Genomic DNA, 22,351 nt, shown 5'->3' with positions numbered 1-22,351 from the left:
CTTGCAGAATTCTGTGTCCAGACCCTGTTCGACATGAAATCTGGGGGGATTTGTGCCTTCATGCCCGCCCTCCGGCGACAAGGTCTCTCGTCTTTGCCCAACGTATGCGCGCCAGGAGGGAGACTGCCAGACCGAGTAATGTAATGGCAGAAAACAGCAGGAAGGCGGTTCCGTATCTGCCGGTTGCATGGCGTACGGTTCCGAGAAGAACAGGCAGGCAGAACCCGCCGATACCGCCACTCATGCCGACAAGGCCGGTGAGGATGCCGACAGACTGCGGAAAGCAGACTGGTACGAGCTGGAACACCGCTCCGTTTGCCAGACCCAGAAGCATCATGCCGATAAAAAATGCGGCAAGCGCAAGTGATAGCGAGGGAAGGCCGACACCAATTAACAGGTAGATGATACAAGCCGCACCAAAGAGAATGGATAATGCGCTTGTGCCTCCGATCCGGTCGGCCAGCGCCCCGCCCAGTGGGCGAACGAAGGACCCTGCAAACACGATCGTGGCAGTGCACAAACCGGCGGTGGCGGGCTGCAGGCCGTACTGGTCGTTGAAATAGATGGTCAGGAATGAGGCCAGACCTACAAAGCCTCCAAACGTAACAGCATACATTCCCATAAGTGTCCAGGCATCGCCCGAACGCAGCAAGGGCAACCAGGCGCGCAAGCCTCCAGGGGGGCGACGCCGGGGAGGCTCCTTGGCGAGGGCGAGGAAGGTAAACAGCACCATAGTAAGAGGTAGGGCAGCAAGGCCCAGTACGTTAACCCAGCCGAATTTTGCCGCCAGAGCCGGGGCTACGAGCGCCGCCAGAGCCGTACCCGAATTACCTGCTCCGGCGATGCCGAGCGCCGTACCCTGATACTGCGGAGGATACCAGCCGGATACCAGTGGTAACGCAACGGCGAAAGACGCACCCGCCACTCCAAGCAGTAACGCCACGGGGAACATCGCTTCATAGGTGGATGGCGCAAGCAGCCAGGTTATGACCAGCCCCCAGATCACGACGATCTGTGCGACGATTGCTGTACGACGGGCACCGAATATATCGACACACGTACCGAGCGCTACGCGGAATCCTGCTCCAGCCAATACCGGCATGGCTACAAGCAAACCTTTCTGACTCGCATTCAGATGCAGGGTATGGGAAATCGCAATTCCCAATGGTCCCAACAGAACCCAGACCATGAACGACAAGTCGAAATACAGGAATGCTGCAATGAGCGTTGGCAGATGACCTGCCTTCAAGAAGGCTCTGTCCATACTGATATCCAGATGACGGTATGCTCAAAAGCATGGCTCGCCAAGCCTTCGCGGCATCAGGGTCGCCGTTGGCCCTGAGGTCGATATGGGTCACCACTATACCCCCGCGCCGCCGTTGACGCGATATGGCGTTGAATGTGATTCTATCAGGAGTATTGATGCAAAGTCAAACCGATCTGACATCAAAATAATATCAATAACGTAAATAAAATGTAAGGTAAATTCGGCTGCGTGGTTATTTGATTCGGGAAAGCTGTATATTCATCTGCCCATAAGAATATAAAATTTTTTCCGTAGAATATTCAGGTGTCTGACTTTGAAATCTGGCGGGTTGTGCTCTCGTGCGAGTAGATGGCAGCCTTGCAGGACGGGCGCGTCACAGCAGAGTCCTGATCAGAACATGCTACTGTGGTGAGTGGCAAAATAGCGGTAACGGGTTTCGTGTAGGACGTTGTGCAAGAATAATCTTCGAAGTCCTGTGTTGTCCCGTACCCTGCCCATGCATCTGAAAGGATGGTAGAGCAGTGTCAAAGCCTGTGAGACCGATCGAAGACTTTGTGACTGTGCATGAAGGTTCAGGATGAGAATGGGCATCCCTGAATCTCTGGTGTTTTACGTTACGGACCAAGACGAACAGATGTAAGGTCGTTGTGGTCATTTCTCTGTCAGTAATAACGACTCTCCAAAGAAGAATAAGGCCTCTTGGGAAAATCGCAAGAAGAGAGAAAAAAAGACAAGTATGAGAGAGTTTTGTGGTAACGCCGGATCAGATAATGGTGGAAATATACCATTCGAGCGATCAGGCGATGTGGTTGTCTGCAGGTTTCATGCTCGATGATAATATAGATCGAATAAAATCTGTTCAGTGGTTTCGATGGGTAATAAAGAAAGGTAATTTCATGATCAGGCTTCTGGCTATCGTAAGTGCCAATAAGGATCTGCAGAAGGAACTCGGTTTACGTATACGCTCTCTCGTAGAGCATTCGCGCGCAGAGGTGGGTTGCCTGAGATATCAGGCTTTTAACGATAACCAGTCCTGTGATTTCTTCTTTGTTGAAGAGTGGGAAAGCAAGGAATATCTTGACGAGCATGCGAGAAGTGCACCATTCGCGGACTTTGTCGATTATCTCAAAACACATGGGTTGCAGGTAAAAATCCATCAGATTGAAGAAGTGTAATTCTGTTGTTCTGTCAGGCCTGCGGGAGTGGCTCGGTCATTATGTCCGGCTTGAATTGTGCTGCTCCCGATTGGGCGTGACACAATTCAGCAGAGCCTGGCAATTCGAACTGTGATGATGTTCCTGCACGGTGCAGAGGTTATTCAGCTTCTGCCAGATCCAGTGCATTTTCTGACACTTCAGGTTTGGCAGGCGAAGTACCCTGCACCTGTGGTGCATTGCACGAAACATGCGGCCTCGCGTAACCATCAATTCCGAACCATTGCAACGCAAAAATCATCAGTGCGCCCAGTCCTGTGCTCATGGCCAGAACATAAAGCCCTGCATGTGGTGAGTGGAAATATGTTTCCGCCCAGACACGTATATTCGGAGCAACAAAACCACCCAGATTGCCGAATGCGTTGATCAGTGCCAGCCCTGATGCAGCCGCCGTTCCACCCAGATAGCTGGAAGGAAAAGTCCAATAAAGAGGCTGAACGCCCAGATGCCCGGCTGCAGCAAGGCAGAGCGCAGCAATGGCTATAACGGGCTGATCGGCAGCCACTCCTGAGATTGCTATACCCAGAGCTCCAACCATAAGAACCGTGCCAGACAAGGCGCGACGTTCTCGGAGCTTTTCTGAAAGACGTGGGACGAACAGGACGGCTATAAGGGCACAAACCGGCGGAATGGCTGAAACAAGCCCGACTGCGAGCCCAACCTTGGTCCCCAGAATGATCGAGATCTGTACGGGCAGGAAAAAATAGATCCCGTAGCCGCATATCTGGATCAGAAACCAGATCAGGGCAAGAAACACCACGCGTGCGTCAAGAAAAGTGGCCAGAATGCCAACCGGACCTGTTTCAATCTTCCGGATATCCTCATCATGGACAGCGTTTGCAAGCGCTGTCTTCTCAGAGCCGGTGAGCCAGACGGCCTCTGCCGGTCGCTCTGTCAATCGAAGCAATACCCATATGCCCATCAGTGCCGCGAGCACACCCTCTACGAGAAACATCCACTGCCAGCCATGCATACCGAAAGCATAGGCCGATCCATCGAGACCAAGCAGCAGTCCCGAAACAGGGCCACCGACGATAAAAGCCAGTGGCGCACCCACAAGAAAATAGCTCGTGGCACGCGCCCTCACAGCGAGCGGGAACCAGAAGGTCAGATAAAGAAGGATACCCGGAAAGAATCCCGCCTCGCTCAGACCAAGCAGAAATCGCAATGCATAGAACATTGACGATGTATGGGCGAACATCATGCAGGCAGAGACAATCCCCCATGTGATCATGATGCGCCCCAGCCAGAGGCGTGCTCCGGTGCGGTAGAGAAAAATATTACTGGGCACTTCAAAAAGAGCGTACCCGATAAAGAAAATACCCGCACCGAAACCATAGGCAGCATCACTCAGACCGGTATCGAGCTGATAGGCCTGTTTGGCAAAGCCGATATTGGCACGATCGAGATAGGCCATGACAAACATGATCGTAATCATCGGCATGATACGCCATAATGATTTACGTATCGCACCTGCCAGGAGTGCCTGATGGTCCATGGCTTGGGATCCTGCAAGACTGAGTTTTTGCGCGCTCTGTTTCACATCCGGCTACTCTCGTCACAGAGGCGGCAAGACGCCGTTCAGCTCGTCCTCTATATGCGCATCGATAATCGACGCAAAATCCCTGTCTCCCGCGAAGCCCAGTTCCAGGGCGCGCTCTGCCTTGACCGTGCTGGGCCAGCTTTCGACGATACGCTGGATTTCCGGATCGAACTCCCAGCGGATACGCGCTGTAATACGGTCCCCGGCCCGTTTTTCCAGAGCCGAGACCATGTCACCGACTGACAGGGTAATTCCGGGCAGGGGGATAATCCGGATTGGACCAATCGACGCGTCTGATAACGTCATAGCGCGCTCCAGAGCATCGAGTGCACGTCTGGGCGAGAGAATATAGACCAGTGTTTCAGGCTTGACGGGGCAGACCGCCTCCCGCCCGGCCAAAGGCTCCCGAATGATGGAACTGACGAAAGTGGAGGCCGCCTTGTTCGGTTTGCCTGGTCTGACCGAGATCGTGGGCAAACGCACTGCACGTCCGTCGATAAAACCCCGACGGCTGTAATCAGATACCAGCAACTCTCCCACAGCCTTCTGCATACCGTAGGAGCTTTGTGGGGTCGGAATTACGTGATCGGTAATGATATCAGGCATTGGACGCCCGAAGACGGCGAAGCCGCTGGTATAGACCAGGCGGGGTCTTCCGGGTTCGCGGCGCAGCGCTTCAAGCAAGATCAGAAGACCATGAAGATTGACGTTCATACCGAGATCAAAATCGGCTTCGGCTTCTGAGCTGACAATGGCGGCGAGATGCCATACCAGATCGACACCCTGTACAGCTTTTGAAATGGTCCCAGGATCTGAAAGGGAGCCTCTGAGAATACGGACGCGCGGATCATGCGCCACAGTTTCATCTGCATAGGGATCAAGCAGGGTGATCTGCTCAATGGGTTCACGACGATCGCCATCAAGTGTAACAGCTCCTGCCGCAAGCAGGCGCTCTGTCAGTTTACGGCCAATAAATCCTGCACCGCCGGTGATAAGAATTCTCATGATGACGCTCCCGGTTGAATATCGGTCTTCAACAGACCGTTGAGACGCTGAATGTGTCGAATGAGCCCGCTATGGTCGAGTGCACCATCGCCTTCGGCAACCATGGCGCGAAACAGCTTCGACACGCATTCTGTTGTCGGCAGGGAAAGCTGTACTTCACTCGCAACACGAGCCACAGCATCGAAATCCTTGACCTGATTGAAGGCGTTGCCTCCGGGCGTGAAACGCCCTTCAATCATTCTCAGTCCCTGTTGCTGAAGGATGATACTATCTGCAAAACCGCCGGTGAGCGCCTGTCTTACCTGCGCCGGATCCGCACCACCTTGTGCAGCAAGTGTGAAAGCCTCTGAAATCAGGGCGATTGTTCCTGCAACGATGATCTGGTTGGCAAGTTTGGTCAGCTGACCAGCGCCAACCTGACCGATATGCGTAACCCGTCCCAATACGCTCAGAACAGGAAGAACCGCCTCGAAATCATGGTCGGTCCCCCCCGCCATAATAGCGAGGGTGGCGTTGATGGCTCCGGTTTCGCCTCCGGAGACGGGCGCATCGACGTAACCGACATTGTACCTCGCCAGCCTTCTGGCCTGGGCCCGGGCGACATCCACAGCGATCGAGCTCATCATGACAACAATGGCACCGCTCTTCAGATGCGTTGCAACCTCACCCGTACCGAACAGGACGTCATCTGCAGCCTCACCAGACGTCACCATGAAGACAATGACATCTGCGTCCGCAACCGCCTCGCTGGCTGAGGACGCTATTGTTGCTCCGCAAGCCGCGAGAGCTTCCGCCTTTTCGGGGGTACGGTTCCAGACCTTCAGAGGAAAGCCCGCCTCTGCGAGATGACGCGCCATAGGCGCCCCCATGATACCCGTTCCCAGAAACGCGATATGCGGTTTGTGCGCCATGAGATGACCTATCAATCCCTGTTTCATTCCTGCCCGCTAATGGAATAAACAGGGGCGGGATGAACACTCTGTCATCCGGACGACAATCTCTCGAACGTGAGCGCAAGAAAATGCCAGATATGACAGAGCGTTCCTTCTCCGAGGCGAACTCAGGAAAAGTATCCAATCGGTCAATTCGCAACATTCTGGCCGCAAACAGCCTTTTTGGTGATCTGCCAGACCGGTTGATCAATCAGATGGCGGAAATCGCGGTACTGCGACGCTATGGGGCGGGCGACCTTGTTCATTCCAAGGCGTCCGAAGGTACCTTTCTGCACGGGGTTGTTGAGGGTGCTGTACGAGTGAGTTCGACTTCAGCAGCCGGGCGTGAAGCATCCTGACCTATCACGGGCCAGGAGACTGGTTTGGTCATATTGCGCTGATTGACGGTTTGACGCGTACCCATGACATTCACGCACAGAAAGACTCACTGCTCGTCAATATTGACCATCGTGATTTCAACATGCTCCTCAAGGCCGAGCCGGAGATGTACCGTTATATCGCCCTTATGCTCTGCCGCCTGCTGCGTCTTTCCTTTGCCCTGATCGAGGATACCGCGCTTCTGAGCCTGCCAGCCCGTCTGGCCAAGCAGCTGCTTACTCTGGCCGACAGCTATGGTGAGAAACGCGGTGAAGGAACCGTTATCCGTCTGCGTCTTCCACAGGAGGATCTGGCCATGCTGCTGGGAACCACGCGTCAGACTGTCAACCGGAAACTATCGGAATGGGCCAAACTCGGATGGATCTCGGTTCATTACGGAGAAATTCTCATTCTTGATCCCGCAGCCCTGCGTTCGTGTCTCACCCGTGAGGGTGAGATGCGTCCTGAGATTCCCGAGCTCACCCCTGGCGCTTCCGGAGTCATCATCTAGCTCATGGAAGAGCGAGCCGTGTCAGGAATAACGGCCTGTAGAAGAGGTGCCTTGTCTATCCCTGAAGAGAAAAATGCGCGAACTCATGTCCCAGTACGTCGCACAGGGCACGGACGATGAGCATATGATCCTCTTCCTGAGGTAAACCGGAGACCACGATTGCTCCGATCACACCTGTGCCGCTTAAAGTGATCGGGAATGCCCCTCCATGCTCGGCATAATCAGCCTGAGGTAACCCGTATCGATTGGTCATTGTATCGTTTTTGGCTGCCAGATCTCTGCCGAACCGGTAGCTCGACTGGTGATACCGCTGCACGACATTGCGCTTGCGCCGAACCCATTCCTCATTGTCGGGAACTGATCCGGGCAGGGCCGCAAAAAACAGCCTGCGGTTGAACAGGCTGATATCGATGACAACCGGCATAAAACCTGTCTCAGCCCAGCTGCGTAATGTCGAGCCGATCTGCCATGCGGTCTCCATGTCAAAACGGTCAAAAACAAGCGCTTCTTCCTGCCGCTTTATGGCGGTTACCAGTGCATTCAGATCCATTGGTCACGCTCCTCCTTTGTAAGCGACAGCGCAACGTGCCGCCCTTCTTCAGCTGATTGCCCGGCGGCCTCAATCACCGCCATGACTGCCAGCGATTCAATGGATGTCACGGGCGGTTGTGCCGTTCCTGCCAGAGCTGCTGCCAGTCTGACATAGAATTCTCTCTGATCACCGGCTCTGGCAGGCTGCTCGCGCGGTGGATTTTTACCATCATAAAACACTAGCGGATCATGGTCCTCTCCCCAGCCATCCTCACCGGGCTGCATTCCGGCCAGAAGCTGAGACTCCTGCTGATCGGGACTATGTTTGACAACACTCCCACGCGTGCCGTGAACGACAAAACGATGTACGCCTCCGGCCGCCAGCATGCCGCCGTGAAGAATAACCCTCCGCTCACCATAATGCAGAATGACATGGGCCCAGTCAGTCACCTGTGCACCTGCCGCTGTGTTGCCAGAGAGGCAAGAACCTGATCCGGCAAGCCAAAAAGTTGCAGGGCCTGATCAATCAGATGAGGGCCGAGATCGAACCAGATACCGGCTCCGGGGATTGCATGTTCACGCCAGCGATCGCGTACGCCCGGTCGAAAACGGTCAATATGAGACTCGAAATGTACGACCTCGCCAATCACACCACTCTCGATAGCGCCGCGAATGCTCAGATAATCGCTGTCCCAGCGTCTGTTATGGAAAACACAGAGTATGCGATTGGCCTCATGAGCGGCCTGCACAACTGTCCTGGCTTCTTCCAGCGTCAGGGTAAAAGGCTTGTCGATCACAACGTGCTTGCCTGCTGCAAGTGCTTTCAGGGCCATAGGCGCGTGTGTCTCGTTTGGCGTTGCAATGACGATCAGATCTATTGCTGGATCGCTCAGCAGGGTGTCGAACTCGGAGAGCACAGCGACATCTGGCAGATCGGCGTGCACTTTCTGTGCATCGCTGGACAGAACAGTCCGTAGTTTCAATCCACCTGCAGCACGTATCAGAGGGGCATGAAAGGCCTTGCCAACAAAGCCATAGCCGACCAGACCGACACCAATCGGTTCTGCTTGAAGGTTCATTGCTCGCGCACTCCCTGTCAAAAACGAATGGCGGCAGCCATTCCATTACAGACAATACGCATCAGAAGCTGATCAGATCACGCTTGCCGGTCACTAACAGGCAGAGGGATCAAAAAAGGATCGAGCAAAGCATGATTAGAGTGGCAATGCTGATCAGACCAATGAAAGAAAAACAACGCAAGGAATAGATGATATTGACCAGACCGGTTTTTATCAGGTCCTGAGGGATCAGTCCCTGCATCACAGAAAGGATATCCCTCGGCAAAACAGTCCAATATGACAAGCGAAAATACAAACGTTGCAACCACATCGAAATCACGTTCTGGCCCTGAAACCTGAGGCAAGATCACCCGATGCCTCAAGCGACGTATCGGCAACAGATTTTTTACCGCTGCGCCGCGATATGGAAGGCCTCTTGAGACAAATATCTTAGAATTGCGCCAGCAATCGAAAGCCCATTTCGACAGCATTCGGGTATTTTGTATTGGCGTCCGGGTGTACGATATACTGAATGTCTGGAAGAAGTTTCAGGCCTCGGGTAATGAAGGCGGTATAAGTCAGTTCAAGAACCTGGAAGCTCGACTGAGGCATGGTAACGCCGCCGCGAAGAGTACTGTAACCCAGATCCTGCTGCATTTCCTGCGCGCGTGTGATCTTCCTGTTCACACTTTGCCAGGACCAGAAGAGGGATATGGCGTCCGTTATCCGGCTGGGAAACATGCCCTGTGAGATGATTCCGACCGTGTACTGGTTCTGTCCGGCGAGCGAGGCGCCCTGGTTGAAACCTGCTATTCCGAACACGGTCAGGCCCTGATCTTTCGCGGGCCCGAACCGGGCGATCATCTGGTCGGCACCAACGTACCAAGCACCACGCTGACGTTCAATTTTCGGCGCACGGCGCGTCAGAGGGATGGGTGTCCCGTCATAAGCTGTGAAAGGGTCCGGGTGATTGGAGGTATCAAAATATCCTCCCAGTTTGTAATGGCCTGTAAGCTTATGACGGCCCAGAGAGGGTTCCCAGCCGATCTCCATGGGAACGACATAGCCGAGTGGCCTGAATGAGAAATCAAAACCCGCACGTCCGCCTTCAGTGGCGGAGGCTTCATAGAAACCAGCCTGCATGTAGAGATCATGACCGGGTTTGATCTTGACTGTGCCTCCCCACTGGGAAAATGGCCAGGAGCGCCATTTCGACGCAACGGACAATCCAGTCTCATGGGCGCAGATAATGCTGTTAAGGGAATAGCAGCCGAAATAGGCCGTTCCATATTTCAGATTGGCTGGCATATGACCGGCATCGATCGTAACCTTGCCGTGCCACAAGGTCTGCTCCAGATACATGTAGACGAGTTTGTAAACGACGTTTCCACCAACGCCATAATCCTGCTGCGGCTGGATTAGGCTGGTATCGCCCAGATAATCACGACCTACACTGCGACCGGCCCGGTTGATCCCGAGCATATGAAATGACAACCCGCGAAGCCCGGCCATTTTCCCAAGATCGAAATCAGTGCCAAACACGATCTGATGAGAATAGGTAAATCCCCGTTTCCGCCCGCCGCTGACATTGCCAACACCTTCAGCCAGGTAAGTGAGTGTAAAATCGAAGCCCGACTGTGAAAGCTTTTTACGCCATCCCCAGATTGAGCCGAGCAGTCGGTCATTTTCCGGCACGATGCGTATTTCTGGCCAGGAGGAGCCAAGAGCGGAGGCGTTCATGCCCGTACTCTTGCGTTCACTTGGTGTCGAGGCCACGGAATCCTGCGTTGCATCCTCCAGGTCCTTCAGGATCCTTTCATAAGGACTATTGCTGTAACCCCGGACCTGCGAAGAATCATTTTTCGCAGGCAGATTTCTGGGGCCAATTGCCGCCATGGTTTTGGTGTCGGCATGTTGTGGCGCTCGCGTTGCAGCGTTCGATGCTGGGGCGAAAATCACGGTGCAAAAAAAAGCGGCGAGGCTGAGCGCCACGCATCGTGTCGAACAGAACAGGATCATCTGATGCTCACCAGTCACGGGAGCGACGTCGCCTTCTGCAGCTTTTCAGCACAGGGTCAGACGGGTGACGTCGTCGTTTTCCGGATTTGAGTCAATTCACGAAGGGGGAGGGGGCCACATTCGTCTGTGAGTCGTCACAGCGCCTCTGGCACAGCTCCGGCGCGTCGCTGCGCGGTAAGCCTGATTGCGGTATTGGGAGCACCGTAGCCGCCATAAGTACCGACACGCTGCACGATCTCGAAGAAAAACGTGCGGTCTATTGCGCGTGAGAAAATCTGGAAAAACTCGCCGCCATCCGGTGCTCGATCATAAAGGATATTACTGGCGGCCAGCCTGTCCGCCAGCTCCTTCGTGATACCGAACCGGGCCTGCAGATCATCATAATAATTCTGTCCGATTTCCAGAACCGGAAGACTGGCACGTTTCATTCTTTCTGCGGCTTCGAAAATATCATCGGTGGCGAGGGCCAGATGCTGATAGCCGGATCCGAAGAAATTGCGTTCGAAGCGAGAGGCCAGAGTATGCTGCCCCTGCGCGGCACCAAGCGTGATGCGCAATGCACCGGTCCTGTTTTCGATCGCCCGGCTTTGAACCATACCGCCCGGATCGATCACATCGACAACCGGGCAGGCATCCAGCTTGAAAACTGTTGTCCAGTAAAGAACCCATGAGAGGAATTCGTCGGGCCTGACGACAGAAGAGAGATGATCAAAATCATATATTCCACCTCTCACCTGTGTAGGTGAGGCAGATTCAATGATGAATTCACGCTCCCACAGATGCTCTTCGGTTTCATCATCCAGCAGATAGATCAGGCTTCCCCCGATCGCACGCAATGCAGGAATATCGAGTTGATTCAGACTGTCGGCAGTTTCATGATGGGTAGCGATACCAAGTGTGACGGCCCGGGATGCTGCGGCTTTACGATCCGGCACTCTGACGCCGATCGCGCAGACACCCTGGCCATGCATGAGACTGAAACTGCCCGCAAGTGACGCGCCGTCATTGTTGATGATGATGCGGGCTTTTCCCGCGCCTTGCCAGAGCTGAACCGCCCTCGTTCTGTGACGTCCCACGCGTTTGAGTCCAAGGCCACGAAGCATTTTCTCGAGGACGGGTTCGGTTTCCGGAGCTGCTGCAAACTCGACGAACTCCAGTTTTACGTCGGGTCTTCCAACGATACGGGTTTTCTGGTCCAGAAGCTGGCTTGCCTCTCCTCTTACAGCGACCAGCGAACGATGGCCGTCCTCGGCGATGATCTTTGCAAATCCGGCGCGGAAGCTGTCATTGAAGATTTCGAGCGAGAGCGGTCCTTTGTATCCGATACGCATCAGTGCAGCGACCCACTCGGTCACAGCCAAACCGCCCTGAAGCGGCATACAGCGATAATGCCGGCTCCACTGAAGAAGATCCATTTTCATCAATGGCGCATCCGCCATCTGGACGAGGAATATTTTTTCCGGATCGATGTCGTCGATAGAAGAAACGGGAATATCACGCGAAAGGGAATGAAAGCTGTCGAGAACGAGACCGACCGATGGGAGGTCGACTTGCCTGACGATATCGATGACCTGGCGATGGTCATTGATATGCTGCCCCCAGGCGAGCGCCTCATAGGCAATGCGCAATTGCCGTTTCCCGGCCCTTTCGCCCAGCTCGCGGAAATCATCCGCAATTCTCTGAGGGTCTGCGCTGGAGTCCCTTATCGTTGTCGAGCAGACCAGCAGCAGATCGGTACCGATCTGCTGCATGAGGTCGAATTTTTTCTCGGCGCGGTCAAAGGCACGTATTCTGTCGAGGCCTGAAAGCCCCTCAAAATCGCGAAAAGGCTGATAGACGACATTGGCAAGCCCAAGATCGCTCATGAGAAGGCGCACATCCTGCGCCGAGAGATCAGAGGCCAGGAAATCATTCTCGAAAATCTCGGCGGCTCTGAAACCGGCTTCGGCGATGGCTTCAAGCTTTTCACGCAGGGTCCCGCTCAGGGAGACTGTCGCAATTGAGTTCAGCATCGTGATGTTCCTTTCAGAACGCTCGAGCCGGGAGTGCGGCATTCTGGCCGGATGCCCCGGTTTTCAGAGTGATGTGTATCGCACCAGACAAGGGTGACCGTTTCGGGAAGTTGGCGCGTCAGTGATCCTGAGAGAAAGGCGAAGAGGATCTCAGTCGAATTCTCTTAATATGCGCTCGCGGTCAGGGACGCGGCCGGTAAAGAGTTCGAAGGCATCTGCCGCCTGGAAGACCGCCATACCGACGCCATCGAGAACCTTGCAGCCACGATCTCTTGCTGCCTTGAGCAACTGGGTTTCTCTCGGAAAATAGACAACTTCAGAGAACCATTGATCCGGCGTGAGAAAATCGGGCGGGAACGGCGTGCCAGGATGGGCATACATACCGATGGGGGTCGATTGAACGACGCCCTGAGCCGATTTGAGCGCTGTCTCGATTGATCTGACAGATCTCACTTCTGCATCCGGAAATTGCGTCGTCAGGTTTGCCGCGAGGCCGTCGGCCCGATCAGATGCCAGATCAAATATCGATAACTGCCTGACCCCGAGTGTCAGGAGTGCATAAGAAACGGCTGCTGCTGCACCTCCCGCACCAATTTGTGCGACTGAGTGCAAGGCTACACCAGGCAAGCCGCGTAGAAAGTTCTCTCTGTACCCTGACCAGTCGGTATTATGCCCGATGCGCTTGCCATCTCGAAACAGGACTGTATTCACCGCGCCAATCTGTCGGGCCGCATCGGAAACGTCATCAAGAAGTGCAATGACTTTCTGCTTGAAGGGATGCGTGATGTTCGTGCCGGCAAAGCCGTTTTGCTCCATTTCATCCAGCATCGTCGCAAGTGAATACGTCTTGTATTGCGGCATTGTCATATCGATCAGGCGATATTCGAGTGCCATGTCCATATGACGTGCTTCACGTTCATGCATGGCAGGGCTGCGTGATTGCCGGATATCCTCACCGATGAGGCCGCATAGCCATTTCATGAGGGAACTCCCTTGTTCATGCGTTTGTAGACAGACAGGCCAAAGACGCAGGCGATGCAGATGAGAAGGGGCACGGCATAGATCTGAAAGATGATCGAGAGCCGTACATGATGCTGAAGCAATTGCCCGCCCAGATAGGGACCAATGACGGCACCGATCCGGCCTACGCCCATCGCCCAACCCATTCCGGTTGAACGGACTTTTACGGGGTAAAGACCAGCGGCGAGAGGATAACTGCCGTTGAATCCACCCTGCAGAAAGACACCGATCAGGAACGCCATGATCAACACGCCTGCCAGCGACATAGACATGACACCGAAGAGGCTGAGCGCGATTGCCGCGCAGAACAGATACAGCATGATTGTGCGGTGCAGGGTCAGACGCAGGGCAACGATTCCGATCGTCGCACACCCAACGAAGGCACCGATATTATAAAGCGCCCCAGCATAGATGCTGTGGGAAATATCGAGCCCGGCTTCGATGGCCAGTTTCGGTATCCAGCTGATGATAAAATAGAGCGTCATGAAACCGCAGATCGTTGTCAGCCAGAGCAGAAGCGTGCTGGGAAGCATGCCGTCACTGAACAGGCCTGAGACGCCCGTATTATTCTGTTGAGACGCGGGTTTTTCCGGCAAAGTGGTAGAAACAGGCAGCCCGAGGCGCTTCTCGATACGATTGATGCGACCGAGCGCGTCGCGTGGCTGGCGTTGTTCCAGGAAGGCCGTCGATTCAGGCAGGAAAAAAAACAGGGGCAGAATAGCGGAAGCAGAAAACAGGCCTGCTCCAAGAAGCAGGGATTCCCAGCTCCAGCTATTGATCAGGGGGGCGACAATGAATCCGGTGATCGTGGCGGCTATCGGGTAGCCGCCCTGTAGCATCGCAACCGCAAAATCATGATGCTTTGGTGGGGCATATTCTGCGGCGAGAGTGGAGATGCTTGCCAGGGCGGCACCGATTCCGGCGCCTACGCCCAGCCGCAGTACCACCAGATGCCACATGGTCGTCGCATAGCCGCTGGCAATCATGCAGATCGACATCAGGGCAACAGAAAACAGGATCAGCGGTCTGCGGCCTGTCTTGTCAGATAGAGGAGCGAGCAGAAGGCCACCCACTGCCATGCCGGCGAGGCCGGCACTGAAGAGCATGCCAAGCTGCCCGGATGTCAGGCCGAGCCTTTCGAAGGGTGGGTGCAACATAGGAGAGCATAAGTACATCGACGCCATCGACCATGTTCACGCCGAAGCAGAGCATGATGATGATGGCGCGCATGGGCGTCCATCCCGTCTTGACCGTGGTATCGGCACGCATTGAGGATGAGGCACTTCCCGTGAAACGTGCCGATGGTCCGGCGGTGGATTTCACCTCCGGCAAAAAAGAACCTGACATATCGGCCTCCATGGAACGACGTGATATGTCATTCCAAAATAACTATTCTTGCCGTTCTCTACAGGACGATCAAATTCGCATGAAATAACAATTATATTGGCAAGGACTACACGCGATCGATAAGTGCTGCGATGCCCTGGCCTACGCCAATACACATGGTTACGATAGCTGTACGTTGCTGCCTTTGTTCCAGACCGTTGATCGCTGTCATGGCCAGTCTGGCCCCGGACATGCCAAGCGGATGCCCGAGTGCAATCGCACCGCCATGGGGATTGACCTTGTCACAGTCATCCGGGAGACCCAGTCCACGCATGACCGCAAGCGATTGACTGGCGAAAGCCTCGTTCAGCTCCACAAGATCGACATCGGACAGAGACCGACCTGTTCTGGCGAGAAGACGCTGCGTGGCGGCAACAGGGCCATACCCCATGATATCGGCTCAAGGCCCGCAGTTGCCATTGCAACGACGCGGGCTCGGGGCGTAAGGTCGAAGCGGCGGATGCCCTCTTCACTCGCAAGGATCAGGCATGCAGCACCATCATTGACGCCGGAGGCATTTCCAGCCGTGACGGTTCCTCCTTCCTTGCGGAACGGCGCCTTGAGCCGTGCCAATGATTCTGATGTGGTTTCCGGCCGTGGATGTTCGTCGGTCTCAACCAGGCTCTCGATGCGTCCGACAGTCACCTTGATAGGTGTTATTTCCCGGGCAAAATAACCGGCAAGACGCGCTTTCTCGGCATTCTGCTGCGAACGCAGGGCAAAAGCATCCTGGTCTGCGCGTGAGATACCAAATTGGGCGGCGACATTCTCGCCGGTTTCGGGCATTGACGCGCACCCCCAGAGTTCCTTCAGGGCGGGATTGACGAAACGCCATCCTATTGTCGTGTCATATACGGTGTTATCGCGCGAAAAGGCATTTGTCGCTTTCGGCATGACGAAAGGTGCGCGGGACATGCTCTCCACACCGCCGGCCAGTACCAGATCAGCCTCGCCTGCCTTGATGGCGCGTGCGGCCTGTCCGACAGCATCCAGTCCGGAACCGCAGAGACGGTTGATTGTGGTTCCAGGGGCGGAGACCGGTAATCCTGCAAGCAAGACAGCCATACGGGCCACGTTCCGGTTGTCCTCGCCAGCCTGATTGGCGCAGCCCATGAAACAGTCGTCCAGAGCGGCCCAGTCAATATTGGGGTGTCGCTCGCGCAATGCCCTTATGGGATGCGCGGCGAGGTCATCGGCCCTGACATGACTGAGAGCGCCTGCATAGCGACCGATGGGACTGCGTGTAAAATCGCAGATATAGGCTTCACGCATATTCGGGCACCTCAAAAAACAGAGGCGCTGCTGTCTTTGATTGCAGTTCCTCACGGGTGAGGCCAGGAATCATGTCGATAACTGTGAAAGCATTATCACGAACGTCGATGACAGCGAGATTTGTGTAGATCCGGTCGACGACTGCCGGGGCGGTAAGGGGATAGGAGCAGCGTTCGACAAGTTTTGGCGTACCGGTTTTGGTCGTGTGCTCGGTCGCGACCCAGATGCGGCGTGTTCCGGCGGCCAGATCCATGGCGCCGCCAATGGCAGGGGCAGCATCCTGCGCGGAAGTGGTCCAGTTGGCGAGATCGCCATTCGCCGCCACCTCGAAGGCACCCAGAACGCAGAGATCGAGATGTCCCCCGCGGATCATGGCAAAGCTGTCGGTATGACTGAAAAAACTGCCGCCGGGATTGAGTGAGACAGGCTGCTTGCCTGCATTGATTAGCCACGGATCAAGTTTGTCCGGAGCTGGAGCGGGGCCGAAGCCGAGTATGCCGTTTTCGCTGTGAAGAATGATTTCACGCCCCTCCGGTATGGCATCGGCCACCAGAGTTGGAATGCCGATGCGAGATTGACATACCATCCTTCAGGAATATCGCGTGCGATACGCGTTGCCATATCAACACGGGAGAGAGGCTTGTAGCTGGTCATGATCATGCTGCCTTTCTGTCGAGAGATGCTGCGCGGGTCTCGTCCGGCACCACGACGATCCGCTCGACGAAAATGCCAGGAGTGACAATTGCTTCGGGGTCCATATCCTCAAGCGGGACCATGCCGCAGCTCTGGACGACGGTCATACGTGCCGCCATGGCCATGACCGGATTGAAATTGCGGCCGCTCTCGCGATAGAGGCAGTTGCCCATGCGATCGGTGCGCCATGCCTGGATCAGAGCAATATCGGCCTGGAGAGCACGCTCAAGCACATAGGGCCTGCCATCGAAAATCTTGCTTTCTTTCCCCTCGGCCAGCTGCGTGCCGACAGTCGTGGCGGTATAGAAGCCAGGAATACCGGCTCCTGCAGCGCGTATCCGTTCGGCGAGCGTTCCCTGAGGGACGATTTCAAGTTCCAGTTTGCCTGCCTGGAACAGCTCTTCGAAGACCACCGATCCTGCCGAGCGCGGAAATGAGCAGATAATTTTGCGGACGCGTTCAGCTGCCATCAGCTTGGCCAGCCCTACATGTCCGGCACCGGCATTATTGGCGATAATCGTCAGGTCACGGGCGCCCTGTTCGATAAGTCCTTCGATCAGGGCATCCGGCTGTCCTACCGAACCGAAACCTCCCACCATGATCACGGAGTCATCGCGTATCCCGGCAAGGCATCGGCAATGGATCTGACTTCCTTGTTGATCATTTTTTATTCCCCACCTGTGTTCGCATGTCGAACAAACGGTCGCATAGTGAACATACTAGACGCGTATCAGGTGTCTTCTGGCAAGAAGTTATTTGTTCAGTCTCGTTTATGTGATTTAGAACATTGATATGTTATTATTTTAAGATATTGGTCTGGTTAGATTTTATATAAATCGCGCATGTAATCAGCCATGTTGTAGCAATAGAGACGCGCTTTTCTCCTGATTATCAGGAGGAATTTTTTGCTGATGCAGCGCAAGCTTCAGCTGCGGATCGTCCCGGATCCGGAATTCCGCAATCTCTGACCGATCTCGGCAGCTGAGCGTTTGGCGGCAGAGACCACCTGTTTCTCGAGTTGGGAAAAGGGTGTTCTTGCAGCTGGGTGCTGACATTCAGCGCCGCGACGACCCTGCCTTCCGCACCCCATATAGGAACGGCAACCGATCGCAGTCCCATTTCGAGTTCCTGATCCTGAATGCAGTATCCGTCGTCGCGTATCCGGTCGAGCAGAGTGGAGAGGAGCACCCTGTCGGTAATCGTCCTGGGCGTTCTGGCGACGAGTTCAATCGGCATATGTTCCCGACGCTGGCTCTCCGAGAGATAGGCAAGAAGCACCCGTCCCATGGAGGTGCACCAGGCTGGCAGGCGCGCTCCTATGCCGAGGTCGACAGACAGGATCCTTCTGGATTCCGAACGTGCGACATAGAGAATATCCAGCCCGTCCAGAATCGCTACGGAGGCGCTTTCCTGCAAGGTGTCGCTCAGTTGCTGCAGTACAGGATGCGCCAGTTTGGGGAGCGGTAAATTCATCATGCCTGCCGCCAGATCCAGTACCTTCGGCGTAATCTGGAAAATGGCACCAGTCTGCGACACGTAGCCCATGGCAGACAAGGTCAGGAGTGAGCGCCTCACCGCGGCTCTGGGCAGTGAGAGTTCCCGCGCGACTGCGGAGAGTGTCATCCCGTTCGGATATCGGGCGCATATCCTGAGTGCGTCCAGTCCTCTGGCCAGCGCAGTCACGAATTCACGGTTCTCGCTTGCGTCCGCCGCGTGGTTATCGTGTAAGTGGTCCATCGAACCGATGATGGCACGATTTGCCTGCAGGCCCTATCGAAAACAAAGAGGGCTTTACTGTTCAGAGCGTCGTTCCTCTCTGAAAACAGTGATTGTCACGCCTTCCTGCCCACGGAACCAGCGGGAAAAATAGGCCGGATCGCTGAAGCCAAGCGTTCGGAAATCTGTGCAGCCCCGAGATTGGTGAACAGAAGCAGGCGCCTTGCTTCTGTTGCGAGTCTTTTTTGAATAATGTCTTTTGGCGTCTGTCCTGTGACGCAGAGACAGGCACGACGCAGGATGCGTTCAGACGTCTTGAGCCTGTCGAGATAGGATTCGAGCGTGTCGCGACTTGCAAAGCGCGTTTCTACAGCGTTTCGGAATGCAGAAACGAGGTTTTCGTCGCGGCGTGTCAGCACAGCTTTCGCTTTGCGGCTGACAAGATGGGTCATCGCGGCCAGAATCATCTGCGCGCACGCATCTTTCGTAACCGCGTCAAGTTCAGCCGTCATTTTCGGCATGAGACGTGTCAGGGAAACAATCCTGTCCAGATCAGAGAGATCGGTCTTCAGGGCTTTGGCCTGGCTGGTCAGAGGTCGGGTCTGCGGAGCCCGCTGATGCAGGGTCGCAACATGTCCGTGGCCGAGCGTGACGACATGACCCCGTGATCCCGGCTGATAGACGAGGGCATGCGCAATACCTGCCGGTATCCATAAAAGCAGAGGGGCTTCATAGAGGCAGGTGGTTCCGGCGAGTTCGATTTCGGCTTTGCCCGCGGTCAGCATGAAAATCTGCGCGAGTGAGGCATGACTGTGACGGTCCACATGCCAGTTCACCGGGCGTGAGCGTCTTTCTATGGGCTCGATATCAAAAAAGCGGGTCAGGCCGATATGACCTATGCGATCTGTTTTGAGAAACGGGCTTCCTTCTCCGCAAACAGATATCTCTTCCATGAAGCCAGAATTCCCTGCGATGGCATTTACGTGAGATGTAAGAAAATTACAATTTTGTATGTTTTTGTCCATCGACCAGCTCAGCGTCTCTGTCCCATGGTGCCGTCACCGGCGCGGTTCTGACCAGATTGAAGCCGGAAGATTGAGGAGGAAAGACTGTCATGGACGTGCTCCCCTATACCCGTCAGATACTGTCCGAGCCACCATCGCTCTATCCAGCCTATACCAGTACAGTTTCGCGTTCACCACGTCAGCCGCTTGTGACTATTCCCCAGACGCTGACTGAGGTCACAGGTCCCATGGCATTTGGCGACAGGCTTTTTCGTCCGCCGGTCCATGACATGACCCGTCAGGGCAAGGGAGAGCCGCTTGGCGAACGGATCATTGTTTCAGGGCGTATTCTGGATGATCGCGGTCGCCCCGTACCCAGTACAGTGGTCGAAATCTGGCAGTGCAATGCAGCAGGTCGCTATATCCACAAGAAGGATCAGCACGATGCGCCGCTCGATCCCAATTTTACGGGACAGGGCCGTATCACGACTGATGAGGAGGGGCGTTACCGCTTCATTACCATCAAGCCCGGTGCTTATCCCTGGCGTAACCATCATAATGCCTGGCGGCCTGCCCATATCCATTTTTCCCTGCTCGGCCGGGGTTTTGCCACGCGTCTGATCACGCAGATGTATTTCCCCGGTGATCCACTGATAGATATTGATCCGATTGCCTGTGCCGTTCCGCCTGAAGCGCGTCAGCGTATGGTTTCGCGCTTCGATATCGATACGACAGAGAGTGGCTGGGCTCTGGGTTATGTCTACGACATCGTGCTCAGGGGGCGGAATGAGACGCCAATGGAGAACGTCAAATGAGCCATATTCAGAAAGCCCTCACCCATGGTCTGACACCATGGCAGACGGTTGGCCCGTTCTTCCACTACGCCTTGCCCTGGGAGGGCGGTAACACTCTGGTTGGTTCGGACGTTTCGGGCGAGAAAATCGTGCTTATCGGACAGGTTGTCGATTCAGATGGCGCGCCCATCCCCGATGCCATGGTCGAGATCTGGCAGGCAGATGCCGGGGGGTATTACCATCATCCGGATGATCCAAGGCACGCCGAGATCAAGGATCGGGATTTTATAGGGTTCGGTCGCTGCCCGACGGATGAAGAAGGTTTTTACCGTTTTGAAACGGTGCGTCCGGGTCCGGTTTCTGGACCTGGTAACAGCGTACAGGCCCCTCACATTGCGATCGGACTCTTTGGGCGAGGTCTGCTGCGCCGTCTCGTGACACGGGCCTATTTCCCGGACTCCCCACTCAACGAGGCCGATCCGGTTCTGGGTCTTATAACACCTGAGCGTGTGGCGACGGTGATCGCCAGTGCCGAGCCTCCTGTGGACGGTATTCCGGTCTTTCGTCTCGATCTTCGTTTTCAGGGAGATTGTGAAACTGTTTTCTTCGATGTCTGAGTATGAGGATGATTATGCTCATGCTTCCTGCGGGGGGGATGAGCTTCTCGAGGGCCTGTTTTCCACGCCTGCGGTTTCGGCCGTCCTCGGCGATCGGGGCAGGTTGCGGGCCATGCTCGATTTTGAGGTGGCGCTGGCTGCGGCTGAAGCAGGAACAGGGCTCATTCCGCAGGAAGCGGCTGACCTGATAAATCAGACGGCAAGACCGGAGGCATTTGATCGTGCCATTCTGGCTCAGGCCGCCGGGCGTGCCGGGAACTTGGCCATTCCGTTTGTAACTGCCTTTACAAAACAGGTCGCTGAAAAGGATCGAATGGCCTCCGGATATGTGCATCTGGGCGCAACGAGTCAGGACGTTATCGATACGGCCACGATCCTTCAGCTTCGCCGAGCCGCATCGTACATTCTGAGGGATGTGCAGCGGCTCGAGACGAGGCTGGCCGCAATTATTGCCGATCATTCCGGGACAATCCTGCCGGGCCGCACCTGGTTGCAGCATGCAGTTCCCACAACATTGGGCCTCAAGGCGGCGGGTTGGCTCACAAATATTGCAGCAAGCCGCAAGGCGCTCAGCGCGGCGCTTGAGAGCGCATCCGTTCTTCAGTTCGGTGGTGCTGCCGGCACTCTGGCCTCGCTCCAGGGACATGGTCTGGAAGTCGGCGCCTGATGGCTGAGAGACTCAAGCTGCGTTTGCCAGCTCTTCCGTGGCACAGCATACGCAGCGATCTCGTCCGATGCGGTACCTCTCTTGGCCTTCTCTGCGGTGCACTCGGCAAGCTCGCCCGGGATGCCTCGCTGATGATGCAGACCGAAATCGGGGAATTACTGCCTCCCGGCGGAAAGGGCAGGGGCGGGTCGTCCACCATGCCGCATAAACGCAATCCGGTCGGATGTGCTATTGCGCTCTCTGCTGCAGTTCAGGCTCCGGGGCTGGTGTCCACACTTCTTTCGGCAATGGTGCAGGAACATGAACGAGGGCTGGGAGGCTGGCATGCAGAATGGCAGACTTTACCTTCTCGTGAGACTTGCCGCAGCTTCAGCATCCCAGATGGCCGATATGATCGAAACCATGGAAATTCACAGCGATGCGATGCGTCGTGACTGCGCTCTGACCCATGGGGTCGTCATGGCAGAGGCGGTCGCGATGGCTCTGGCTCCGTCATTGGGCAAACAGGCCGCTCATGAAATACTCGAGCAGGCAAGTCATGATGCCCTGTCCCGCAATGAGACGCTCGGCAATGTCATCACGCGTGATCCCCGGGTTACGGCATTGCTGGCACCTCAGGAAATTGCCGAGCTGCTCAAGCCTGAAAATTATCTCGGTAATGCGCGGGAGTTCTGCGCCCGGGCTCTGGAATGCTGGCAGAAAGGGAATTGAT

The 22,351-nt window shown here is 55.3% G+C and carries 26 protein-coding genes; 8 read left to right on the top strand and 18 right to left on the bottom strand.

From position 1 onward, the window contains the following. Window positions 1–58: 58 nt before the first annotated feature. The gene (locus JCM25354_RS04630; RefSeq protein ID WP_025885141.1) at window positions 59–1,264 is read right to left on the bottom strand and encodes an MFS transporter; all 1,206 of its coding nucleotides are present in this window, start codon (window positions 1,262–1,264) and stop codon (window positions 59–61) included. A gap of 773 nt (window positions 1,265–2,037) precedes the next feature. Between JCM25354_RS04630 and JCM25354_RS19930 the strand changes: the two genes are divergently transcribed. Next, window positions 2,038–2,442 carry a putative quinol monooxygenase gene (locus tag JCM25354_RS19930; protein WP_025885140.1) on the top strand — a complete coding sequence of 135 codons (405 nt, stop codon included), beginning with the start codon at window positions 2,038–2,040 and terminating at the stop codon, window positions 2,440–2,442. Between the two features lie 139 nt (window positions 2,443–2,581). On the opposite strand, the gene JCM25354_RS04620 is transcribed toward JCM25354_RS19930, so the two are convergent. Genes JCM25354_RS04620 through JCM25354_RS04610 form a run of 3 tightly spaced genes read right to left on the bottom strand, consistent with a single transcriptional unit; the run spans window position 2,582 to window position 5,955 of the window. Then, window positions 2,582–3,979, bottom strand: a complete 1,398-nt coding sequence (locus JCM25354_RS04620) for an MFS transporter (protein WP_025885139.1) — start codon at window positions 3,977–3,979, stop codon at window positions 2,582–2,584. 60 nt (window positions 3,980–4,039) lie between these two features. Beyond that, window positions 4,040–5,029, bottom strand: coding sequence for a D-erythronate dehydrogenase (gene denD / locus JCM25354_RS04615; RefSeq protein ID WP_025885138.1), 990 nt, complete (start codon window positions 5,027–5,029; stop codon window positions 4,040–4,042). Beyond that, the gene (locus JCM25354_RS04610; RefSeq protein WP_243443901.1) at window positions 5,026–5,955 is read right to left on the bottom strand and encodes an NAD(P)-dependent oxidoreductase; all 930 of its coding nucleotides are present in this window, start codon (window positions 5,953–5,955) and stop codon (window positions 5,026–5,028) included. Before JCM25354_RS04610 ends, denD begins: the two co-directional genes overlap by 4 nt. Window positions 5,956–6,059: 104 nt before the next feature. On the opposite strand from JCM25354_RS04610, the gene JCM25354_RS19925 reads away from it, so the two are divergent. Both JCM25354_RS19925 and JCM25354_RS19920 read left to right on the top strand, forming a co-directional pair. Continuing rightward, complete coding sequence (locus JCM25354_RS19925) at window positions 6,060–6,320, top strand: cyclic nucleotide-binding domain-containing protein (protein WP_148301381.1); 261 nt, start codon at window positions 6,060–6,062, stop codon at window positions 6,318–6,320. 50 nt (window positions 6,321–6,370) lie between these two features. Next, window positions 6,371–6,850: a Crp/Fnr family transcriptional regulator gene (locus tag JCM25354_RS19920; protein ID WP_051537221.1), complete on the top strand. Its 480-nt coding sequence runs from the start codon at window positions 6,371–6,373 to the stop codon at window positions 6,848–6,850. Window positions 6,851–6,905: 55 nt separating this feature from the next. Here the strand turns inward: JCM25354_RS19920 and JCM25354_RS04600 are convergent, their stop codons facing one another. The 14 genes from JCM25354_RS04600 to JCM25354_RS04545 all read right to left on the bottom strand — a co-directional run bounded on the left by JCM25354_RS04600 (window position 6,906) and on the right by JCM25354_RS04545 (window position 19,510). Further along, the gene (locus JCM25354_RS04600) at window positions 6,906–7,400 is read right to left on the bottom strand and encodes a heme-degrading domain-containing protein (RefSeq protein ID WP_025885136.1); all 495 of its coding nucleotides are present in this window, start codon (window positions 7,398–7,400) and stop codon (window positions 6,906–6,908) included. Then, on the bottom strand, window positions 7,391–7,831 hold the full coding sequence (locus JCM25354_RS22955; RefSeq protein WP_279379543.1) for a Gfo/Idh/MocA family oxidoreductase: 441 nt from the start codon (window positions 7,829–7,831) through the stop codon (window positions 7,391–7,393). Before JCM25354_RS22955 ends, JCM25354_RS04600 begins: the two co-directional genes overlap by 10 nt. Then, a complete protein-coding gene (locus JCM25354_RS22950) occupies window positions 7,828–8,460 on the bottom strand; it encodes a Gfo/Idh/MocA family oxidoreductase (protein WP_279379542.1) in 633 nt (210 codons plus the stop codon). Before JCM25354_RS22950 ends, JCM25354_RS22955 begins: the two co-directional genes overlap by 4 nt. Before the next feature lie 429 nt (window positions 8,461–8,889). Beyond that, the gene (locus JCM25354_RS04585; protein WP_025885135.1) at window positions 8,890–10,476 is read right to left on the bottom strand and encodes a carbohydrate porin; all 1,587 of its coding nucleotides are present in this window, start codon (window positions 10,474–10,476) and stop codon (window positions 8,890–8,892) included. 116 nt (window positions 10,477–10,592) lie between these two features. After that, window positions 10,593–12,470, bottom strand: a complete 1,878-nt coding sequence (locus JCM25354_RS04580; RefSeq protein ID WP_025885134.1) for a bifunctional sugar phosphate isomerase/epimerase/4-hydroxyphenylpyruvate dioxygenase family protein — start codon at window positions 12,468–12,470, stop codon at window positions 10,593–10,595. 150 nt (window positions 12,471–12,620) lie between these two features. After that, window positions 12,621–13,451, bottom strand: a complete 831-nt coding sequence (locus JCM25354_RS16675; RefSeq protein WP_035446716.1) for a shikimate dehydrogenase — start codon at window positions 13,449–13,451, stop codon at window positions 12,621–12,623. Continuing rightward, on the bottom strand, window positions 13,448–14,647 hold the full coding sequence (locus JCM25354_RS16670; RefSeq protein ID WP_051537220.1) for an MFS transporter: 1,200 nt from the start codon (window positions 14,645–14,647) through the stop codon (window positions 13,448–13,450). Before JCM25354_RS16670 ends, JCM25354_RS16675 begins: the two co-directional genes overlap by 4 nt. Further along, complete coding sequence (locus JCM25354_RS21300) at window positions 14,532–14,837, bottom strand: hypothetical protein (protein WP_159103448.1); 306 nt, start codon at window positions 14,835–14,837, stop codon at window positions 14,532–14,534. The genes JCM25354_RS16670 and JCM25354_RS21300 overlap by 116 nt, the downstream gene beginning before the upstream one ends. A gap of 106 nt (window positions 14,838–14,943) precedes the next feature. After that, entirely contained in the window at window positions 14,944–15,267 is a 324-nt protein-coding gene (locus JCM25354_RS23800) for a hypothetical protein (protein ID WP_456303682.1), read from the bottom strand. Continuing rightward, complete coding sequence (locus JCM25354_RS16665; protein ID WP_456303681.1) at window positions 15,183–16,148, bottom strand: acetyl-CoA C-acyltransferase; 966 nt, start codon at window positions 16,146–16,148, stop codon at window positions 15,183–15,185. The genes JCM25354_RS23800 and JCM25354_RS16665 overlap by 85 nt, the downstream gene beginning before the upstream one ends. Then, on the bottom strand, window positions 16,141–16,734 hold the full coding sequence (locus JCM25354_RS16660) for a 3-oxoacid CoA-transferase subunit B (RefSeq protein WP_456303680.1): 594 nt from the start codon (window positions 16,732–16,734) through the stop codon (window positions 16,141–16,143). Before JCM25354_RS16660 ends, JCM25354_RS16665 begins: the two co-directional genes overlap by 8 nt. 70 nt (window positions 16,735–16,804) lie before the next feature. Further along, the gene (locus tag JCM25354_RS16655) at window positions 16,805–17,440 is read right to left on the bottom strand and encodes a 3-oxoacid CoA-transferase subunit A (protein ID WP_148301379.1); all 636 of its coding nucleotides are present in this window, start codon (window positions 17,438–17,440) and stop codon (window positions 16,805–16,807) included. A gap of 292 nt (window positions 17,441–17,732) precedes the next feature. Beyond that, window positions 17,733–18,524 carry an IclR family transcriptional regulator domain-containing protein gene (locus tag JCM25354_RS16650; protein WP_159103447.1) on the bottom strand — a complete coding sequence of 264 codons (792 nt, stop codon included), beginning with the start codon at window positions 18,522–18,524 and terminating at the stop codon, window positions 17,733–17,735. Between the two features lie 149 nt (window positions 18,525–18,673). Then, window positions 18,674–19,510: an AraC family ligand binding domain-containing protein gene (locus JCM25354_RS04545; RefSeq protein WP_025885133.1), complete on the bottom strand. Its 837-nt coding sequence runs from the start codon at window positions 19,508–19,510 to the stop codon at window positions 18,674–18,676. Between the two features lie 161 nt (window positions 19,511–19,671). Here JCM25354_RS04545 and pcaH point away from each other — a divergent pair, with 161 nt between their 5' ends. Genes pcaH through JCM25354_RS20950 form a run of 5 tightly spaced genes read left to right on the top strand, consistent with a single transcriptional unit; the run spans window position 19,672 to window position 22,350 of the window. Next, window positions 19,672–20,376, top strand: coding sequence for a protocatechuate 3,4-dioxygenase subunit beta (gene pcaH, locus JCM25354_RS04540; protein WP_025885132.1), 705 nt, complete (start codon window positions 19,672–19,674; stop codon window positions 20,374–20,376). Beyond that, entirely contained in the window at window positions 20,373–20,972 is a 600-nt protein-coding gene (gene pcaG / locus JCM25354_RS04535) for a protocatechuate 3,4-dioxygenase subunit alpha (protein WP_035446715.1), read from the top strand. Before pcaH ends, pcaG begins: the two co-directional genes overlap by 4 nt. After that, the gene (locus JCM25354_RS22945; protein WP_148301378.1) at window positions 20,947–21,639 is read left to right on the top strand and encodes a lyase family protein; all 693 of its coding nucleotides are present in this window, start codon (window positions 20,947–20,949) and stop codon (window positions 21,637–21,639) included. The genes pcaG and JCM25354_RS22945 overlap by 26 nt, the downstream gene beginning before the upstream one ends. Then, window positions 21,639–22,073, top strand: coding sequence for a lyase family protein (locus JCM25354_RS22940; RefSeq protein ID WP_148301377.1), 435 nt, complete (start codon window positions 21,639–21,641; stop codon window positions 22,071–22,073). The genes JCM25354_RS22945 and JCM25354_RS22940 overlap by 1 nt, the downstream gene beginning before the upstream one ends. Beyond that, window positions 22,030–22,350: a lyase family protein gene (locus JCM25354_RS20950; RefSeq protein ID WP_159103446.1), complete on the top strand. Its 321-nt coding sequence runs from the start codon at window positions 22,030–22,032 to the stop codon at window positions 22,348–22,350. The genes JCM25354_RS22940 and JCM25354_RS20950 overlap by 44 nt, the downstream gene beginning before the upstream one ends. Window position 22,351: the final 1 nt, after the last annotated feature.

Source organism: Asaia prunellae JCM 25354 (assembly GCF_000613885.1).
Classification (GTDB): Bacteria; Pseudomonadota; Alphaproteobacteria; order Acetobacterales; family Acetobacteraceae; genus Asaia; species Asaia prunellae.
The sequence above is the reverse complement of the archived record's forward strand: the minus strand, read 5'-3'. Positions and strand labels throughout refer to the sequence as shown.

What these genes read in the sequence shown, in the direction of transcription:
- denD (WP_025885138.1), bottom strand. Translation starts at nt 5,029, where the DNA reads ATGAGAATTCTTATCACCGGCGGTGCAGGATTTATTGGCCGTAAACTG.
- JCM25354_RS19925 (WP_148301381.1), top strand. Translation starts at nt 6,060, where the DNA reads ATGACAGAGCGTTCCTTCTCCGAGGCGAACTCAGGAAAAGTATCCAAT.
- JCM25354_RS04545 (WP_025885133.1), bottom strand. Translation starts at nt 19,510, where the DNA reads ATGGAAGAGATATCTGTTTGCGGAGAAGGAAGCCCGTTTCTCAAAACA.
- JCM25354_RS23800 (WP_456303682.1), bottom strand. Translation starts at nt 15,267, where the DNA reads ATGGGGTATGGCCCTGTTGCCGCCACGCAGCGTCTTCTCGCCAGAACA.
- JCM25354_RS19930 (WP_025885140.1), top strand. Translation starts at nt 2,038, where the DNA reads ATGGTGGAAATATACCATTCGAGCGATCAGGCGATGTGGTTGTCTGCA.
- JCM25354_RS22950 (WP_279379542.1), bottom strand. Translation starts at nt 8,460, where the DNA reads ATGAACCTTCAAGCAGAACCGATTGGTGTCGGTCTGGTCGGCTATGGC.
- JCM25354_RS16660 (WP_456303680.1), bottom strand. Translation starts at nt 16,734, where the DNA reads ATGGTATGTCAATCTCGCATCGGCATTCCAACTCTGGTGGCCGATGCC.
- JCM25354_RS04630 (WP_025885141.1), bottom strand. Translation starts at nt 1,264, where the DNA reads ATGGACAGAGCCTTCTTGAAGGCAGGTCATCTGCCAACGCTCATTGCA.
- JCM25354_RS16655 (WP_148301379.1), bottom strand. Translation starts at nt 17,440, where the DNA reads ATGGTGGGAGGTTTCGGTTCGGTAGGACAGCCGGATGCCCTGATCGAA.
- pcaH (WP_025885132.1), top strand. Translation starts at nt 19,672, where the DNA reads ATGGACGTGCTCCCCTATACCCGTCAGATACTGTCCGAGCCACCATCG.
- JCM25354_RS20950 (WP_159103446.1), top strand. Translation starts at nt 22,030, where the DNA reads ATGATCGAAACCATGGAAATTCACAGCGATGCGATGCGTCGTGACTGC.
- JCM25354_RS16675 (WP_035446716.1), bottom strand. Translation starts at nt 13,451, where the DNA reads ATGAAATGGCTATGCGGCCTCATCGGTGAGGATATCCGGCAATCACGC.
- pcaG (WP_035446715.1), top strand. Translation starts at nt 20,373, where the DNA reads ATGAGCCATATTCAGAAAGCCCTCACCCATGGTCTGACACCATGGCAG.
- JCM25354_RS04580 (WP_025885134.1), bottom strand. Translation starts at nt 12,470, where the DNA reads ATGCTGAACTCAATTGCGACAGTCTCCCTGAGCGGGACCCTGCGTGAA.
- JCM25354_RS04600 (WP_025885136.1), bottom strand. Translation starts at nt 7,400, where the DNA reads ATGGATCTGAATGCACTGGTAACCGCCATAAAGCGGCAGGAAGAAGCG.
- JCM25354_RS16670 (WP_051537220.1), bottom strand. Translation starts at nt 14,647, where the DNA reads ATGTTGCACCCACCCTTCGAAAGGCTCGGCCTGACATCCGGGCAGCTT.
- JCM25354_RS21300 (WP_159103448.1), bottom strand. Translation starts at nt 14,837, where the DNA reads ATGTCAGGTTCTTTTTTGCCGGAGGTGAAATCCACCGCCGGACCATCG.
- JCM25354_RS04620 (WP_025885139.1), bottom strand. Translation starts at nt 3,979, where the DNA reads ATGGACCATCAGGCACTCCTGGCAGGTGCGATACGTAAATCATTATGG.
- JCM25354_RS16665 (WP_456303681.1), bottom strand. Translation starts at nt 16,148, where the DNA reads ATGCGTGAAGCCTATATCTGCGATTTTACACGCAGTCCCATCGGTCGC.
- JCM25354_RS22940 (WP_148301377.1), top strand. Translation starts at nt 21,639, where the DNA reads ATGGCTGAGAGACTCAAGCTGCGTTTGCCAGCTCTTCCGTGGCACAGC.